Annotated in this window: 13 protein-coding genes; 9 read left to right on the forward strand and 4 right to left on the reverse strand. The window is 71.4% G+C overall.

What is annotated here, in order from left to right:
- Positions 1 to 14: 14 nt before the first annotated feature.
- Together N5095_RS08080 and N5095_RS08085 are read right to left on the reverse strand one after the other, a co-directional pair.
- The gene (locus N5095_RS08080; RefSeq protein ID WP_267622257.1) at positions 15 to 1,703 is read right to left on the reverse strand and encodes an asparagine synthetase B family protein; all 1,689 of its coding nucleotides are present in this window, start codon (positions 1,701 to 1,703) and stop codon (positions 15 to 17) included.
- Between the two features lie 383 nt (positions 1,704 to 2,086).
- Complete coding sequence (locus N5095_RS08085) at positions 2,087 to 2,986, reverse strand: fructosamine kinase family protein (RefSeq protein ID WP_267622258.1); 900 nt, start codon at positions 2,984 to 2,986, stop codon at positions 2,087 to 2,089.
- 159 nt (positions 2,987 to 3,145) lie between these two features.
- Between N5095_RS08085 and N5095_RS08090 the strand changes: the two genes are divergently transcribed.
- From N5095_RS08090 to N5095_RS08100, 3 genes are all read left to right on the forward strand, one after another.
- Positions 3,146 to 3,547 (forward strand): pyridoxamine 5'-phosphate oxidase family protein, encoded by a 402-nt coding sequence (locus N5095_RS08090; RefSeq protein WP_267622259.1) that lies wholly within the window; start codon positions 3,146 to 3,148, stop codon positions 3,545 to 3,547.
- 118 nt (positions 3,548 to 3,665) lie between these two features.
- Positions 3,666 to 3,884, forward strand: coding sequence for a DUF8015 family protein (locus N5095_RS08095; protein ID WP_267622260.1), 219 nt, complete (start codon positions 3,666 to 3,668; stop codon positions 3,882 to 3,884).
- Positions 3,885 to 3,977: 93 nt separating this feature from the next.
- Positions 3,978 to 6,248, forward strand: coding sequence for a glycoside hydrolase family 3 C-terminal domain-containing protein (locus N5095_RS08100; protein ID WP_267622261.1), 2,271 nt, complete (start codon positions 3,978 to 3,980; stop codon positions 6,246 to 6,248).
- 24 nt (positions 6,249 to 6,272) lie between these two features.
- On the opposite strand, the gene N5095_RS08105 is transcribed toward N5095_RS08100, so the two are convergent.
- The gene (locus N5095_RS08105) at positions 6,273 to 7,580 is read right to left on the reverse strand and encodes a glycosyltransferase family 2 protein (protein ID WP_267622262.1); all 1,308 of its coding nucleotides are present in this window, start codon (positions 7,578 to 7,580) and stop codon (positions 6,273 to 6,275) included.
- A 235-nt stretch (positions 7,581 to 7,815) separates the two neighbouring features.
- Between N5095_RS08105 and N5095_RS08110 the strand changes: the two genes are divergently transcribed.
- The 5 genes from N5095_RS08110 to eif1A all read left to right on the forward strand — a co-directional run bounded on the left by N5095_RS08110 (position 7,816) and on the right by eif1A (position 15,304).
- The gene (locus N5095_RS08110; protein WP_267622263.1) at positions 7,816 to 9,132 is read left to right on the forward strand and encodes a flippase-like domain-containing protein; all 1,317 of its coding nucleotides are present in this window, start codon (positions 7,816 to 7,818) and stop codon (positions 9,130 to 9,132) included.
- A gap of 199 nt (positions 9,133 to 9,331) precedes the next feature.
- Entirely contained in the window at positions 9,332 to 9,763 is a 432-nt protein-coding gene (locus tag N5095_RS08115) for a response regulator (RefSeq protein WP_267622264.1), read from the forward strand.
- Between the two features lie 3 nt (positions 9,764 to 9,766).
- A complete protein-coding gene (locus N5095_RS08120; RefSeq protein ID WP_267622265.1) occupies positions 9,767 to 13,837 on the forward strand; it encodes a PAS domain S-box protein in 4,071 nt (1,356 codons plus the stop codon).
- A 79-nt stretch (positions 13,838 to 13,916) separates the two neighbouring features.
- Entirely contained in the window at positions 13,917 to 14,891 is a 975-nt protein-coding gene (locus N5095_RS08125; protein WP_267622266.1) for an ROK family protein, read from the forward strand.
- A 125-nt stretch (positions 14,892 to 15,016) separates the two neighbouring features.
- Positions 15,017 to 15,304, forward strand: a complete 288-nt coding sequence (gene eif1A / locus N5095_RS08130) for a translation initiation factor eIF-1A (RefSeq protein WP_267622267.1) — start codon at positions 15,017 to 15,019, stop codon at positions 15,302 to 15,304.
- A gap of 157 nt (positions 15,305 to 15,461) precedes the next feature.
- Here eif1A and N5095_RS08135 read toward each other — a convergent pair whose 3' ends face one another.
- A complete protein-coding gene (locus tag N5095_RS08135; protein WP_267622268.1) occupies positions 15,462 to 16,259 on the reverse strand; it encodes a helix-turn-helix transcriptional regulator in 798 nt (265 codons plus the stop codon).
- A gap of 255 nt (positions 16,260 to 16,514) precedes the next feature.
- On the opposite strand from N5095_RS08135, the gene N5095_RS08140 reads away from it, so the two are divergent.
- Positions 16,515 to 17,513: a DMT family transporter gene (locus tag N5095_RS08140; RefSeq protein WP_267622269.1), complete on the forward strand. Its 999-nt coding sequence runs from the start codon at positions 16,515 to 16,517 to the stop codon at positions 17,511 to 17,513.

The following is a 17,513-nucleotide window of genomic DNA, read 5'->3' on the forward strand; positions in this document are numbered from 1 at the left end:
GAGGGGTCGGGACCCTACTCCAGCCACCAGCGCGCGTCGTTCGCGCGGAGCTGGAGTCGGGCGGGGAGTCGGTGCATCGCGGCCTGTCCCGGGAACAGCTCCTCCGCGAGCCCACAGTCGGCGTACAGCCGTTCGCGGTCGGGCCACGCCGCCTCGAACGACTCACAGAAGGGGAGCTTCCGGCGGAGGAAGCGCTCGATTTCGTTGAGCCGGCGGGAGGCGTGGGGCTGACTCGGCGGCCGGTGGTGGAAGATGGAGGTGTCGATGCGCTCCAGCGCCCGCCAGAACGTCGCGTCGCGGCGGTGTTCCGGGGGGGTCGTCAGATGCCAGTCCAGCAGTTCGGCGTCGGCGGCGACGAAGCTCTCGAGGTAGTTGTCCGCCAGGTGGGTACGGAAGGGGAGCACCGGCTGGTTGCGCACGACGAGCAGGTCCATCGCGTTGTGGACCGACTCGGCGCGGTCCCGGCCGCGGTCGAGCTCCGCTCGGAGTCGTCCGCGGAGGAAGTCACCCGGGTCGTCGAGGTGGAGGGAGTCCCCGTCGTCGAACGCGACTCCGTCGAACGTCTCCGCGACGGCGTCGGCGACGGTCGGGCTCTCCTCGGGGAAGTAGCCGAGCGTGTCGAGCAGGGACTCGACGGGGTCGGGGTCGGAAGCCAGCCGCGCGGAGGGGAGCTTCGAGCCGAACGCCTCGACGCCGGCTCGTTCGAGGAAGTACCCCTTGAGGAGAGTGTCGAAGAGGACGCCGTGGTACATCGTCGTCACGTCGAAGTGGTCGTCGTAGCCGGCGTGGTGGATGTGCAGGGACTCCTTGATGGACTGGCCGTAGCGGACCTTGCTCCCGTCGCCCCGGAGGTAGCGCTCGTCGGGTTCGAGGATGGTGTGGTCGGCGCCGTACTGGGCCGCCACCTTCGACGCCGCGCGCACCTCGCGCGACCCGGCGTCGCCGATGGTGTAACAGCGGTCGATGTCGAGCTGGGAGAGAAACACGCGGGAGTCCTTCCCGCCGGAGAGGAGAAGCCCGCGGGGACCCGGCAGTCCCGAGCGGCGGGCGAGCGCCCGTTGCATTCGGTGGGCGAGCGCCGCCGCGTGGTCGTCGAGCGTCCGGCGCTCGGCCCGGCCCGACTCGGGGCGGTAGACGAACCGGTCGAGTTCGCCGACCGCGTCGGGACCGAGGTAGCCGTCGAACGGCACCCGGTGGATATCGGCGAACAGCGTCCGCTCGCCGAACACGGTGCCGACGTGGAGGTACTCGAGAAGCGCTTCGCGGGAGAGCACCGGTCGGTCGACCTGCGAGCGGAGGGCACCCACGTCGGTGCCGAACAGACGGAGGCCACCGACGTCGACGTAGAACACCTCCCAGGAGCGCATCGCGTCGGTGACGACGCGGGCCCGGTCGCCGTCGTCGACGACCGCCACGTAGGAGCCGTTGAGGTCGGCGACGGCGTCGAGGCCCTCCTCGGCGTAGCGCGTCGCGAGCCACTCGGCGACCTCGCTCGTGCCGTCGGGGGCGAACGCCTCCCCGAACACCGCACAGACCCCCTCCGGGCCGTCGTAGCAGTCGCTCCGGCCGGACACGTCGAGTCCGGGGTCGGTGAGCCCGACGGCGACGGCGTCGCCGGCGACGACCTCGTCGAACGCGTCGGGTCCGCGGACCCGCTCCAGCGCGTCCCGGCCGCCGAAGACGCCGAACAGCTCCTTGTTCATCGTGGGCCTCGTCCGCCGGGTAGTGGACGCGAACGGATTAATCGTGCTACTCACTGGATGTCACCCCGAAATCAGTTCCGGCCACCCGCCCGTCGCGGCGGACGGTCCACGTGCCGGTGGCTCCCCGGTAGCACCGCCCCCGGCGACGACCGTCCGCGAGTCCCCGACTGGTCATCGACCCCTCCTTCGTCCCGGCGGCACTTGCTTATGCGGCTCATAAGGGGCCGAGCGGCGCCATCGGTGCCGACCTCCGAGAAGTCGTCGGAAATACCGAGAGTCGACGCAGTGTGAACTTACGGCCCGGATAAATCGGCGTCGACGCCGCGTTCGTGTCGGCCTGCCGCCAATACGGGCGTTTGAAGCCCCCACGGGCGGGTCCCGGCTCAGTAGCCGAGCGACGACAGCGTCCGGTCGACCACGTCGACGTAGTGGCCGCCGAACAGGCGGGCGTGTGTCAACTGCGGGTAGAGCGCGTACACCAGTTTCCGGCGGTCGAATCCGGGGTCGACCCCGCGGCGCTCCCGATACCGCTCGAAGAACGCCCGACCGAAGGTGTCGAGCCAGTCGACGTACGCGAGTTCGACCTCCGGGTGGCCGTAGTAGCACGCCGGGTCGACGAACGCCGCCACCGTGCCGTCGCGGACGAGCACGTTCGTTCGCCACACGTCACCGTGGAGTAGGGAGGGTGTCTCCGGTTCGGTCAGGAGGTCGTCGCAGTCGGCGGCCACGTCGGCGACGCGTTCGCGGAGCGACGCCGGGAGCGGCCCGTTCGCCGCCGCCTCGTCGGCCATGGAGGAGAGTCGGTGCTCGCGGAAGAACGCGACCCACGAGTCGGTCCAGGGGTTGGGCTGGCGGAGCGGCCCGGTGAGGGTGTCGCGCTCGAAGCCGAACGCGCCGGCGGTCTCGGCGTGGAGCGCCGCGAGGTGGTCGGCGGCGTCGCGTTCCACCGCCGGCGTGACCCGCCCGTCGTTCTCGACGTACTCTATCACGAGCAGGTCGTCCTCGGCGTGGAGTACGTCCGGCACCGGGAGGTCGCTCTCCCGACCGAGGTGGCGGAGCATCGCCGCCTCGATAGACAGCGGCGCCGGCCCGGTCTTCGCGACGACGACCCGCCCGTCGACAAGTTCGACGCGGTGGACGGTTCCCACCTGTCCACCGTCGAGTTCGCCGGTGTCGCGGACGTCGCTCCCGAGGAGTGCGGCGGCACGTACCGTGGGCGGGTCGGGCTCGCCTGTATCGGACGGGTCCGGTCCGTCGGGGTCGTCCGGGGCGCCTCCGTTCACGGGAACGCGTTCACCCCGGTCGGCCGTAGCCGTTGTGGCGTTCCCGCCGTCGACGGGCCGTAGCCACCCGCGCCGTCGACGGGCCGTAGCCACCCGCGCCGACGACGGGCCGAAACCGCCCGCGGAACCGTTATTCCGCCTCCGGTCCTGTTCGACCGCATGACCGACCCGGTTCCCGACGCGGTCGCCGACCTGCTCGCCGACGCCCGGTCGCTCGCCCACCTCGCGACCTGTAGGGACGGCCGACCACACGCGGCGCCGGTGTGGTTCCACTACGACGCCGACGACGAGGCCGTCGAGTTGGTCACCACCGGGCGGAAGCTGTCGAACCTCCGGGCGAACCCCCGGGTGTCGCTGTCGGTCGCCCGCGAGCGCGAGGGGATGCCCGAGTGGAGCGTGACGCTCCTCGGCACCGCGAGCGTCGTCGAGGACGCGGACGCGACCCGGGCGGCGAACCGCCGTATCAACCGGAAGTACGGCGTCGACGAGGACGCGTGGGCCGGCGAGAACACGCTGGTCCGGGTCGACGTCGGGTCGGCGACCGTCCAGCGGTACGACTGACCGCGGCGCCGGGACGGCAGGGGCGGCGGGGTGCGCGGGGGTGTCGGATTTAATTTCCCGAACAACCTCTTCGAACCTATTCGTGGCTTTCCTGTCGGTAGCGCGGCAATGGGTCGGCGTGTCGTACACCTGGCAGTATTACGACGTCGTGCTGGTCGGAATCTTCCTGAGTATGACCGCCGGAGCCACGGTCGGCCTGTTCACGGCGGTATCACTGCCGCTGGCCGTTCTCGGCGCCGGTGCCGTCGCGGCGCTCATCATGGCCCACGGGCTGTTCGTGAACGGGCCGGTCGACGCCCCGAGGGACCTCACGGACGAGGTAGAGCCGCTGAACTGAGCCCTCCCGCGGGCGTGTCGTCGACGGGTCGGGCGCTCGCCGGTGCCGTCAGGTTGTAGCCGACGGGACTCGAACCGTCGGCGACGAGATTCGATGTCCCCCTCAGCCACCGTCGCCGACCTCCTCGACCGCCTCACTCGGAGCGAGAAGCTCCGACTCGTCCGTGGCGGCGTCGACCCGGACGGCCGAGCGACGGGGTACGTCCCGCCGATTCCCCGAGTCGGAATCCCCGCCTCCTCGATGACCGACGGCCCGACCGGCGTTCGTGCCGGCCGGTCGACGGCGTACCCCGCCTCGATGGCGCTCGCGGCGGCCTGGGACCCCGAACTCGCCGAGCGCTTCGGGGCGGCGCTGGCGACGGAGGCGCGGACGAAGGGGTTCGACGCCGTGCTCGGTCCGGGCGTGAACCTCCTTCGGGACCCGCGCTGTGGCCGGAGCTTCGAGTACCTCGGCGAGGACCCGCTCCTCACGTCGAGCGTCGGCGCGGCGGTCGTCCGTGGAATCGAGTCCCGCGACGCCCTCGCCGTCGCCAAACACTTCGTCGCGAACCACCAGGAGCGCGACCGCCTCACCGTGAGCGCCGAGGTCGGCGAGCGCGCGCTCCGTGAGTTGTACTTTCCGGGGTTCGAAGCGGCGGTCCGGGCTGGCGCCGGGGGAGTGATGACCGCCTACAACCGCGTCGGCGGGGTCTACGCGAGCGAGCACCGCCGCCTGCTCACGGCCGTCCTCCGCGAGGAGTGGGGGTTCGAGGGCGTGACGGTGTCGGACTGGGGCGCCGTCCACGACGGGGCCGAGGCGGCCATCGCCGGACTCGACCTCGAGATGCCCGGCGTCTCCGCGCGCGACCTGCTCACCGACGACCGCGGGCGGCCGGTCGGTCCACGCCGATTCGCACGCCGGTGGCCCATCTGGCTCCCGAGCGACCGCGAAGACCTCCTCCGGGCCGTCTTCGCCCCCGCCGCCGACGAACCCGACGCGTGGGAACTGCTCCGACCGACGCCGTTCGCCCGGGACCTCCCCGAGGCGCTCGACCGGGGGGCACTTTCGCCGGCGCGCCTCGACGAGATGGTGGAACGCCTGCTCGGCCGGTACGAACGGCTGGGAGTAGTGGGGGCGCGAGACAGGGTGGCCGTCGAGTCCGACCCCGGCGGCTGGCGGCGCCTCGCCCGGGAAGTCGCCGTCCGCGGGACGGTCCTTCTGAAGAACGCGGCGGGGACGCTCCCGCTCGACGCCGACCCGGGGACGGTCGCCCTCCTCGGCGCCGACGCGGACGAGGCGAAGGCGAGCGGCGGCGGGAGCGCGGCGGTGACCCCGCGACGACGGGTGAGTCCGCTCTCCGGCCTCCGCCGGCGGGTCGGCGCCGGGAGCGAGGTGGTCTTCGAGCGCGGCGTCCCGCGGGTCGGCCGCCTCCCGCTCCCCGAGGTGCCCCTCCTCCCTCGACTCCGCGAGCGCGACCCGCGGTTCGAGGACGCGGTCGACGCGGCCGCGGGCGCCGACGTGGCGGTCGTCGTCGCCGGCGACGCCGCCACCGAGGGTGCGGACCGCCCGGACCTCTCGCTTCCGGGCGCACAGGACCGGCTGATACGCGCCGTCGCCGACACCGGGACGCCGACGGTCGTCGTCCTCACGACGAGCGGTCCCGTGGAGATGCCGTGGCTCGACGCGGTCGACGCCGTCGTCGAAGTGTGGTACCCCGGGCAGGAAGCCGGCGACGCCCTCGCCCGCGTCCTGTTCGGCGACGACGACCCCGGCGGCCGACTCCCGGTGACGTTCGGCGCCGCCGCCGGCGACTACCCGGCGAAGACGCGGGCACAGTACCCCGGGGTCAGGGGCCGAGCGGGGTACCGCGAGGCCCGCTACGACGAGGGCATCTTCGTCGGGTATCGCGGGTTCGACGCCGGCGGGACGGCGCCGCTGTTCCCGTTCGGCCACGGGCTGTCGTACGCGAACTTCGCGTACCGCGACCTCGTCGTCGACGGCGAGGTTCCGGAGGTTCGGTCGGCGGGGGAGTCACCGACGCCGCTCGACTCGGTCGCCACGGCGGAGGCGACCGTCGAGAACGTCGGCGACCGGGCGGGACGGGAGGTGGTGCAGGCGTACGTCGAACCCGAGGGAAGCGTCGGCGCCGACGGCTCGAAGAGCACGTCCGAGCCCTTCCCTCGCCCGCCCCGCGAACTGGCCGGCTTCACGTCGGTCGAACTCGCTCCGGGCGAGTCCCGGACCGTGTCGGTTCCGCTCGCCGACCGGGCGTTCGCCGTCTACGACGAGCGGGCGAGCGGGTGGGTCGTCGACCGCGACGCGTTCACGGTCGCCGTCGGGCGGTCCTCCCGGGACCTCCGGCCGTCGGCGCGGCTGGGAGAGTGACGGCCGACCGGGGCTCGGCCCTCCTCACCCCTGCTTCGTCACTCGGTACCACTCGCCGCTCCAGGAGAGCGGGTACTCGACGAACCCCTTGATGGCCGCGAGGCTGTAGAGCGGTGCGACCACCGGCACGAGCAGCCAGCCGAGACCGACCCCTTCGACGTGGCCGGCGCGGGCGTCGATAAGCCGGACCCCGAGGCAGACGACCCACACCGTCGCGACGGGGAGCGCGAGCACTCCGACCGCGCCGGCGGCGGCGAGCGCGGCCGCCTGCGAGGCCAGCGAGAGGAGAAAGAGGTTCCCCAGAATCGCGCCGGCGCAGATGAGGAGGGAGACGACGGTTCGCGGGGCGCCGACGGGGTCGACCGCCTCCAGTCGTCGGTGGAGCACCTGCGCGTAGCCGGTCATCCAGCGTTTCCGCTGGCCCCACCAGTCGGTGGGGGTGTGGGCGGCCTCGATTTCGGAGGGGTACTCGAGGCGCTCCTCGACCCTGACTCCCTCCTCGTAACACCGGAAGGCGAAGTTGAAGTCCTCGGTGAGCATCGACGGGTCGTAGCCGCCAACGCGCCGGAACGCCTCGCGACGCATCACGAGGACGTTGCTCGTCGCCATCCGGAACCCCGTGAGCGCCGACAGCAGGCGGTGGGTCAGATAGCCGAGCACGACGGACTCGTAGTAGACGACGTTCTCGAGTAGCCCGTCGGGTCGGGGGAGGGTGCGCCCCTGCACGAGGTCGGCGTCGTCGAGCCCGGCGACCGCCGCGGCGACGAATTCGGGGTGGACGCGTTCGTCGGCGTCGAACACCCCGAGGTAGTCCTCGTCGGCGACCTGCGCGGCGAAGTTGACCGCCGCCGCCTTCGACCCCGGGTGGTCGGTGTTGACGAGACAGTGGACGCGTTCGTGGGCGGTCGCCAGCTCGCGGGCCCGTTCGACCGTCGGCTCGTCGCCCGGTTCACACACCACGTACACGTCGAGGTCCTCGTACCGGGAGGCGAGGAGGCTCCCGACGCTCCGGTCGAGGACGGCGGCGTCGCCGTAGATGGGGACGATGGCGGCGACGCTCGGGCCGGTCGTCGGATGCGCCCGCCCGCCGTCGCCCCGGACGACGTCGGCGAAGAAGACCGCCGCCGACAGGAGGAGCGTCGTCGAGAAGACGAGGCAGGCGACCGTGGCGTTGAGGAGGACGAGCGACCCCGCGTCGGCGACCCCGGCGAGCAGGCCGAGCGGGACGACGACCGAGGCGCGACCTTGGAGGAAGCCGACCACCACGACGACGGCCGAGACGAGCGCGAATCCGACCTGGTCGGCCCACGCCCGGCGGTCAGCGGTGGCCACGGCTGGAGGGAAGTGGTGTCGAGCCCCGAGTCGACGGCGCCCGCTCCCGTCTCCCCGACGGAGCGTCGCGAGCGGGCTGCCTGGACGGAAGGACCGAACGACACGATGGCGAAGGGGACATACTGTTCGTCGGCCGTGAGGTACTCCGGCCGCGGGAGTAAGTCTTGTGACGGTCCGACGAGTCCGTCCGGACTCGTGACGGTGTCGACCCTGCCGTGACACTGTCGACCGTGGTGTGCCCGCCGCACTCGGACGGAACAGGGTTATCTCGTCGCCCGCCCTACAGGGGTCAGATGCAACCGAGCCGTGGAGCGGTACGTCACGACCGTCGACCTGTCGGGCCGTCGGGACGGTCGAGACGGTCCGAACCGTCGATTTCGTCGCAGGAGGCGACGCCGTCGACGCCGTCCCGGAGGTCAGAGCCGTCGACGAAGCGGCCCGCGACGATGGAGGCCCGGACGTGAGCGGGGGCGTCCGGTCGACGCTCGGGAGCCGACCGGGACGCGCGGCCGTCTGGCTCGCCGGCTCCGTCGCGGTGGTGCTCGTGGCGGCGCGGGTCGTCGGCGTCGAGACGCTCGTCGACGCCCTCGCCGGTGTCGACCGCGGGGTCGCCGCCGCCGTCGGTGCGCTCGCGCTCGCGACCCTCGCGGCTCGGGGGACGGCGCTGTGGGTCGTCCTCGGCGCGCTCGACCGCCCGGTGTCGCTCCCGCGGGCGCTCACGGCCTACGCGGCGGCGGCGTTCGTGAACACCGTGGCGCCGTCCGGGCAGGCCGGTGGCACCCCCGTCAGCGGTCTGCTCGTCGCCCGGTCGGCCGACGCCGACTACGAGGAGGGGGTCGCGGCCGTGGTGAGTCTGAGTCTGCTCGCCAACGCGATGGTGGCCCTCTTCGGTCTCGTCGGCGTTGGGTACCTCCTCGCGACGGCGGTGCCGAGGGCCGGCGACGTCGCCGTGCTCGTCGTGAGTCTCGTCGCCGCCGGTCTCCTGGCGCTCGCGGCCGTCCACCGGTCGCGAACCCGGCTCGTCGCCGTCGCAACCGGCCTGCTCTGGTGGGCCGTCGCGACGGTCGGGCGGCTCCCCCGGGTGTCCGTTCCCGACCGGACGGCGGTCGAGGCCCGAGTGGACCGGTTCCTCGGGTCGTTCGGCCGGCTCCGGGCGGCCCCGCGGCGCAGACTCGTCGCCGTCGTCGCCCTGATGGCGCTGGCTCACGCGACGAGTCTCCTCGCGTTGTGGCTCTCGTTCGTCGCGCTGGGCCACGCCGCGCCCCTGGGTGTCATCGTCGCCGTCGTCCCCGCGGCCGTGTTGGCCGCGGTCGTCCCGTTGCCGGGCGGGGTCGGCGGCGTCGACGTGGCGCTCGTGGGGCTCCTCACGGCCGCGACGCCGGTCGCGGCGAGCGTCGTCGCCGGCGCCGTCGTCCTGTACCGGACGGCGAGTTACTGGCCGCGACTCGTCCTCGGCGGAGGAATCGTGCTCGCCATGCTGGCGTTCGGCTGGCTGTCCGAGGCGGACGACGGCCGCCTCCCGACGGCCGACGAGGGCAGCGTCGGCCGTTGACGCCGGCGACGAGTCTGCCCCCCGTCGCGGGCGACCGACCGTGATGGACCGTGTAGAACCTCTTCGATAATCGCACCATTTCGTTAAGACCTACCGTGCTGAATGTTCACGACACACGCGCGGTGACGGGGGGCGACGCCTGCGGCCGCCGGGCGGTCGCGACGAGCCGCTCTGCGTCGTCGCGGGCGGACTCCCAACCATGACCACGACAGAGACCCCGGACAGGGCCGTAGACGAGCGACGAGCCGAGCACATCCGCGTCCTCCTCGTCGACGACTCGCCGGACTACCTCGACGCCCTCGCGGGCGTCCTCGGCGGACGGTATCCGGACATCGAGGTGTCGACCGCCACCAGCGCACCCGACGCGTTCACCGTCCTCAACGAGGAGCCGGTCGACTGCATCGTCAGCGACTACCGGATGCCGTCGGTCGACGGCCTGGAGTTCCTCTCCGCGGTCCGCGACGAGTACCCGAACACCTCCTTCATCATGTTCACCAACAAGGGAAACGAAACCGTCGAGGGCGAGGCGGCCGCCATCGGCGCGACCGACTACCTGCGGAAGGCGGGCGACGTCGGCGGAACGGACCGACTGGTCGAGCGAATCCGCGACGCGGTCGGGACGGGCGCGTAGGCGATGGCCGTCGCGAGGCAGGAATCCCAGGCGGTCAGCGTGCTCCACGTCGACGACGAGCCGGGGTTCGCCGAGACGGTCGCGGAGGTGCTCTCCAGCGCGGACGACAGCCTCTCCGTCGTCCCGGTCACCGACGCGCGCGAGGCGCTCGACCGGCTCGACGACGACATCGACTGCGTCGTGAGCGACTACGAGATGCCGGGAATGGACGGGCTCTCCTTTCTCGAGGCCGTTCGCGAGCGCCGCCCGGAGCTCCCGTTCATTCTCTTCACCGGGAAGGGAAGCGAGGAGGTCGCGAGCGACGCGTTCGCCGCCGGCGCGACGGGGTACCTCCGGAAGGAGCGCGGGACCGCCCAGTACACCGTCCTCGCGAAGCTCATCACCGAGTCCGTCTCGCGGGTGCGAGCGGAGACGAGCTATCGGGAGATATTCGACGCCGTCTCCCAGGCGATCCTCGTGGTCGACCCCGACACCGAACGCATCGTCGAAGTGAACGACTTCGCCTGTGACCTGCTCGGATACGCCGAGGCGGAGGTTCTCGGACGTTCCATCGGCTCGATTACCGCACCGGAGGAGGCCGAGACGACGGGCGCCGGCATCTCGACGGTCATCTCTCGCGCGATGGAGGACGGCCCGCAGACCTTCGAGTGGTGCGTCGAGACGGCCAGTGGGGGGCGCCGCTGGACCGAGATTCGGTTCCGGAGCGTCGAACTCGGCGGCGAGGCGCGGGTGCTCGCCATCGCGAGCGACGTCTCGGACCGGAAGCGTCGCCAGCGGGAGCTGGACCGCGAACGCGAGCGCTACCGCCTGCTGGTCGCGAGCGTCGAGGACCACGCCGTCTGCACGCTCGACCCCGAGGGCCGCATCTCGACGTGGAACGACGTCGCGACCGAGCTCACCGGCTGGACGGCCGAGGAGGTCATCGGCGAGCACCTCTCCGTTCTGTTCCCCGAGGAGTACACGGAGAACGAGCGCCCCGACGAACTCCTCACACGCGCCCGGTCGGAGGGTCGCTCGGAGGACGAGGGGTGGCACGTCCGCAAGGACGGCAGCCGTTTCTGGGCGAACCTGGTCGTCAGCCGGCTGGGTGACGATAGCACTCACGAGGACTGGGGGTTCGAGACGGTCACCCACGACCTCTCCGAGGTGCACGAGCGGACGGAGGAGCTCGAACGCGTACGGTCGGCGCGGGAGCTCGTCGAATCGCGCTACCGGACGCTCGTCGAGGAGAGTCTCGTCGGGGTGTACATCGTTCAGGACGGGGCGTTCGTCTACGTGAACCCCCGTCTCGCAGAGACCTTCGGCTACGACCGGAAGACGCTGCTCTCGACGCCGCCGAGCGAGCTCGTCGCCGCCGAGGACCGCGACCGCGTCGTCGACAACCTCCGGCTCCAGTGGTCGGCCGGTGTCGACCGCCTGCGCTACGAGTACACCGGCGTCCGTGCAGACGGCGAACTGGTGTACGTCGAGGCCCTCGACAGCCGCATCGACCACGACGGTCGGCCCGCGGTGCTCGGCTCGCTCGTCGACGTGACCGAGCGCGAGGAGCGCCGCGACGAACTGTACCGCTACACGCAGATATTCGAGACGATGGGCGACGGGGTGTACAAGCTCGACGCCGACGGGACGTTCAGGGACTGCAACCGCGCCATCGAGAGTATCACGGGGTACGACCGAACCGAACTCGTCGGCGAACACGTCTCGGTCGTGATGAACGAGGCCGACATCGAACGCTGTGAGGAGGGCATCCGCGAACTCCTCGCGGGGGAGGGCGAGCGGGTCCGCCGCTACGAGGTGACGCTGACCCGGAAGGGCGGCACGCGCCTCCCCTGTGAGCTGAACCTGACGCTCATGCCGCTCGGGCCCGACGGCGAGTTCCGGGGGACCGTCGGGGTCGTCCGCGACGCCTCAGAGCGCGTCGAGCGCGAGCGGCAGTACGACGCCATCTTCAACCAGACCTACCAGTTCACCGGGCTGTTGGAGCCCGACGGGACGGTCCTCGAGGCGAACGAGACCGCACTCCAGTTCGGCGACCTCGACCGGGAGGACGTGGTCGGCAAGCCGCTGTGGGAGACGGACTGGTTCCCGCGGACGGGGGACACCGGAGACGTCCTTCGAGGGGTCGTCGAGCGGGCCGCCGACGGCGAGTTCGTCCGGCTCACCCTCGACGTCCACGGCAGCGACCGCGTCGCCACCACGGACTTCTCCGTCAAACCCGTCCGAGACGAGAGCGGCGAGGTGGTGTTGCTCATCCCCGAGGCCCGGGACATCACCGAGCGGGTCCGCATCGAACGCGAACTCAGGGAGAGCCGCCGGAAGTTCTCGACGCTCCTGTCGAACCTCCCCGGGATGGCCTACCGCTGTGAGAACACGCCGGACTGGCCGATGTCGTTCGTCAGCGAGGGGTGTACCGAGCTGACGGGGTACGCGAGGGAACAACTCGAGCGGAGCGAGGTCTCCTTCGGTCAGGACGTCGTCCACCCGGACGACCAGGCGGGCGTCTGGGAGTCGGTCCAGGCCGCCCTCGACCGGGACGAGCCGTTCGAGCTGGTGTACCGCATCCTGACGGCGGACGGCGAACTCAGGTGGGTGTGGGAGCAGGGGGTCGGCGTCGGCGACGACGGAGACGGGGTCGACGCGCTGGAGGGGTTCATCACCGACATCACCGAGCGCGTTCGCATCGAAGAGGAGCTCCGCACGGGCGAGCGGGCGCTCAGGCGGCTCTCGGAGACGGCCTCCCGGAGCGACCTCACCTTCGAGGAGAAGCTGCCGCAGATCCTCTCCATCGGCTGTGACCGGCTCGGGGTCGCGAACGCCCACCTGACCCGGGTTCGGACGGAGACCGACCTGCGCGAGGTGGTGGCGGTCGGCGGCGACGAGTCGGTGGCCGAACCCGGCGCGACGACGAGGCTCTCTGCGACCCCGTGTCACGACACCGTCCGCGGCGAGGGGCTGAACGTGGTCGTCGACAACTCGGACGACCCGGACGGCGAGTTCGGCACCTACGTCGGGACCCGAGTGACCGTCGGCGGCGACCCCTTCGGGACGCTCTGCTTCGTCGACCCGGAGCCGCGGTCCGAGCCGTTGACGGAGGCCGAGAAGACGTTCGTCGCGCTCATGGCCCAGTGGATTCGCTACGAGTTCGAGCGCGTGGAGTACCAGCGCCAGCTCGAACGCGAGAACGCCCGGCTCGACGAGTTCGCCTCCATCGTCTCACACGACCTGCGCAACCCCCTCGACGTCATCACGCTGAACCTCGAGCTGGCTCGTACTGACCCCTCGGAGGAACGTCTCGACGCCATCGCTCGGGCGGCCGCCCGGACGAACGAACTCATCGACGGGTTGCTCACGCTCACCAGACAGGGGAAGGTCGTCGGCGAGACCGAACCGGTCGACGTGGGGGAGGTCGCCCGGGCCGCCTGGTCGAACGTCGACACGGGGGACGCCGACCTCGTCGTCGCCGACGACCTCCCGACCGTAGCGGCCGACCGTCCGCGGCTCGTCCAGGTGTTCGAGAACCTGTTCCGGAACAGCGTGGAACACGGTTCCACGAGCAGTCGGGCGAAGCCCGACGACCCGGTCGAGCACGGCTCCGTGGACGGCGACCACCCGACCGTCACCGTCGGTGCGTTGCCCGACGGGGCCGGGTTCTACGTCGAGGACGACGGCCCGGGCATCCCGGAGGCCGACGTCGGACACGTCTTCGAGTCGGGGTACACCACCGAAGCGGACGGGACGGGGTTCGGTCTCGCCATCGTGAAGAACGTCGTCGAAGCCCACAAGTGGACCGTCTCGGCCGCGAACGGGGTCGACGGCGGCGCCCGCTTCGAGGTCACCGTCTCCGCCGGTCCGGCGAGCGTGACCGCGGAGGCGGAGTCCGCGACGGACTCCGGACCGCTCCCCGACCGCGAGGTCGACTCCGACTCCGGGTCCGAACCCGACCACGAACACGCCTCCGACCCCGGGTCCGAGCCCGACCACGAACACGCCTCCGACCCCGGGTCCGACCCGCACCCCGGCTCCGAGGCGGGGAGCCGACCGGAGGGCGCTCCCGAGTGGCCCGAAGACCGGTAGTCCCCGGTCGTCGTCCCGACCCCCGCCGAACCGAGCGGGTGGAGCCACACTGAAGCCGACGGGTCGCGAACGCCCGGCCGTGACACCCGCGACAGCCGACGCCGCCGTCCTCGACATCGGCAGCACCCGCCTCCGATACGGCCGGGGGACCCCCAGAGGGCCGGTCGACGTGCGTTCCGAGCCGACGCGAGCGGACGCGCTCACCGAGCAGGTCCTCGACGCCGTCGACCGGGTGCGGCGTCGGTCGACCGGGGGACTTCGAGGTGTCGCGGTGGCGACGACCGGGTTGGTCGACGCCGACCGCGGCGCAATCGTCGAGTTCGACACGGCCGACGGCGGGACGGTCCGCGACCTCCGGCTCGCGGCGGCCGTCGACGAGCGGTTCTCGCTCCCGACGGTCGTCGAGAACGACTGCACGGCCGCCGCCGTCGGCGAGTGGGCCTTCGGTGCGGGCCGAGGGTGCGACAGCGTCGCGTACGTCACCTTCGGCACCGGCATCGGCGGCGGCGTCGTGGAGGACGGCCGCCCGATTCGGGGCGAGCGCGGGTACGCCGCAGAGGTCGGGCTGTTCCCAGTCGAGACCGAGGGGGAGCTGTGGAGCACCGGCGTCAGGGGCGCGTGGGAGGCGTACTGTTCGGGTCGGGGCATCCCCCGGTTCGCCGAGAGCGTGCTCGGCGCGACCGAGGACCCGTCCCGACTTCGGACCGTCGGCGACCTGACCGCGCCGGACGTGTTCGCGGCCGCCGAGGCGGGCGACGCCGTCGCGGAGCGCGTCCTCGACAGCGTGGCGCGGTACAACGCGGCCGGCGTCGGTGCGGTGGTGAACGCGTACGACCCCGGGGTGGTTGCGGTCGGCGGCTCCGTCGCGCTCTCGAACCCGGAGCGGACGCTGTCGGGAATCGAGCGCCATCTCGACGACTACACCCTCGCCGACCCGCCGGCGGTCCGCCTCTCGCCGCTCGGGGAGGACGCGGAGCTGTACGGCGCAGTCGCGTCGGCCACCGGAGTGGAGAACGGGGACGACAGAACCCGGGTGGTCCGAGACGAAGAGTAACGACGGAGTGGGTGGTCCGGAACGGAGAGTCGGCATAGAGCGGAGAGATGCCCCGCGATAGGCGGAGTGCGACCTGTTAGCTCGAATCGCCAATCACTTATCAGGCTGTCTCCTCTAGGTAGCCCGTGAGTGAAGACACAGGGGGACGAAAGAACCTCCGAATGCCCAACAGTGACGAGCTGTTCGCCGTCGTGACCGAACACAACGGCGGGAACCACGTCCGCGTCCGCTGCGAGGACGGGAAGAACCGCATGGGCCGCATCCCCGGCCGCATGAAGTACCGCACCTGGATCAACGAGGGCGACGTCGTCCTCGTCGAGCCGTGGGACTGGCAGGACGAGAAAGCCAACATCGAGTGGCGCTACAGCGGCCAGGACGCGGAGCAGCTCCGTCGCGAAGGCCACATCGACTGAGCGTTAGTTTTCGAACTGCGAGGGCGAGCGCCGCCGTGTAGCCGCGAGTCCGTCGACCGTTTTCCCGGAGTGACCACCGCCGTCCCCGACGAGCGACGGCTACGCCCCGACTCGGCCGCGAGAACCGTCCGATGTCCGATTCCCTGGAGCCGGCCGGTTAGCCGTCGAGCGCCGACGGGTCGAGCGGCGTCGCTCCCTCCCAGTACCGTTCGTGGGCCGCGAGCGCCCACTCGCGCACCGCCTCGTCCTCCGATTCGAGCGACGCCTGCAGGATTCCGCGGTCGTCGCGCAGCAGCAGGTGGACGGTGTCGTCGGCGATGGTGACCGCGAGGGGAACCTCCGCCTCGCAGATGCGGATTTCGGCGCGCTCCGTGTCGAGCAGTCCGCGGAGGTGTTCGCGGAGTCCGGCGTCGTCCGCGAGCGCCTCGATGGCACCCGGGGAGAACACGCCGTCGAGGCGCTGGTCGCCGGCCGCGGTTCGCCGCTCGACGACTTCGAGCGTCTGTTCGTTGAACGCGTGTGAGAGAAAGCGGACGTGGTCGGTGCGTTCGAGCAGGTCGAGCAGTCCCTGTACCGGCGCGTTGGGCCTGGTTCGGCTGGGTGCTGTGATGGTCGCCCCCCGCAGCCGCCGGAGGTCGAACTCCATTCCCTCGGTCGGCAGCCACTGAACGACCGACCTGAGCGTCCGTTCGGTCTCGAAGGTGTCGACGAGCTCGTCGAACCCGTCCGCGACGAGCCGACCCGTCGGGGTGGCGACGTACCGGCCGTCGTCGGTCCGCCGAACCCATCGGCGCTCCTCGAAGTCGCCGAGGATGCGCCCGAGCGTGGGCTGGGACGCTCCAGTGGCCGCGGCCAACTCCCCCCGGCTCCGCGGTCCCTCGGCGAGCCGGGTCAACGCCGTAACTCGGTTAGCCGACAGCGCGAGGAACTCGATATCTTCGAGCACCGACTCCATACCGTCCCCTCTCGGTCGGAGCGGATAACGGTTTCGAGCTGTGAAACCCTTTCACGGTGTGAACGACAGTCGCGCCCCGCACCAATTTCTTTCTTTGAAAATATTTCTGAACAAAGGTATAACCCCGGCTCCCGTAGTGGTGACTAAGATGAACTCCACGTTTCTCTCTCCGGCCGGAATCACGCCGGTCGTCGGTGACTCGCCGGTCGTCGGTGGCGCATCGGTAGCCGAACAGCCGACGGAGGCGAGCGAGTAGTGGTCGAGCGCCGTACCCTCGGCCTGTTCGTGTTGGCGAGCCTGCTGTTCGGCGGGACGTTCGTCGGCGCGAAAGCCGGTCTCGAGTACTTCCCGCCCCTCCTGTTCGTCGCGTTCCGCTTCGACATCGCGGCGGTCGTCCTGTTCGCCTACGCCGCCGTCGCCACCGACCTGGGTGAGCTCCTGCCCCGGACCCGCGGCGACTGGGTCGGCGTCCTCGCCACCGGCGTGTTCGCCATCGGGCTCGCGAACGCGCTGTTGTTCGTCGGCCAGCAGTACGCGACCAGCGCGGTCGCGTCCGTCGTGTTCAGCCTCAACCCCATCCTGACGCCGGTGTTCGCGGCGGTGCTCCTCTCCGACGAGCGCCTCTCGCGGCGCGGGGCGGTCGGGATGGTGCTCGGCCTGCTCGGTGTCGGTCTCGTCGTGAGTCCGGACCCGGCGAACCTCCTCGGCGGCGACGCCCTCGGGAAGGGAATCCTCTTTCTCGGGGCCGTCAGCGGCGCGCTCGGGAGCGTGCTCATCCGGTGGGCCGACACCGACGTGTCGAGCACCGTCCGGACGGCGTGGGCGCTCCCCTTCGCGGCCGCCCTCACCCACGGGATGAGCGTCGCCGCCGGGGAGTCGGTCGCGACGGTCCAGTGGACGCCGACGGCCCTGCTCGCGCTGGGGTACGTCGCCGTCTTCGCGGGCGCGGTCGCCTACGTCGCCTTCTTCGGCCTGCTCGACGAGACGGGCGCCATCAAGGCCAACCTGGTGTTCTACGTCGTGCCGGTCGTCACGACGGTCGCCGGCTGGGCGCTGCTCGGCGAGTCGGTGTCGGCCACGACGGTCGCCGGCTTCGCGGTGGTCTTCCTCGGCTTCGCGGTGCTCGGCGGCGACACGCTCGCGACGACGGCCCGTCGCCTGTGGCCCGCCGTCGTCGAACGGTTCTCCGACGACGGCCGCTCCGGTCCCGTCCTGACCGACGGGTCGGGGAGCTACGGGCGCGACTGCGACTGA

This window comes from Halobium salinum (genome assembly GCF_026586625.1).
Classification (GTDB): domain Archaea; phylum Halobacteriota; class Halobacteria; order Halobacteriales; family Haloferacaceae; genus Halobium; species Halobium salinum.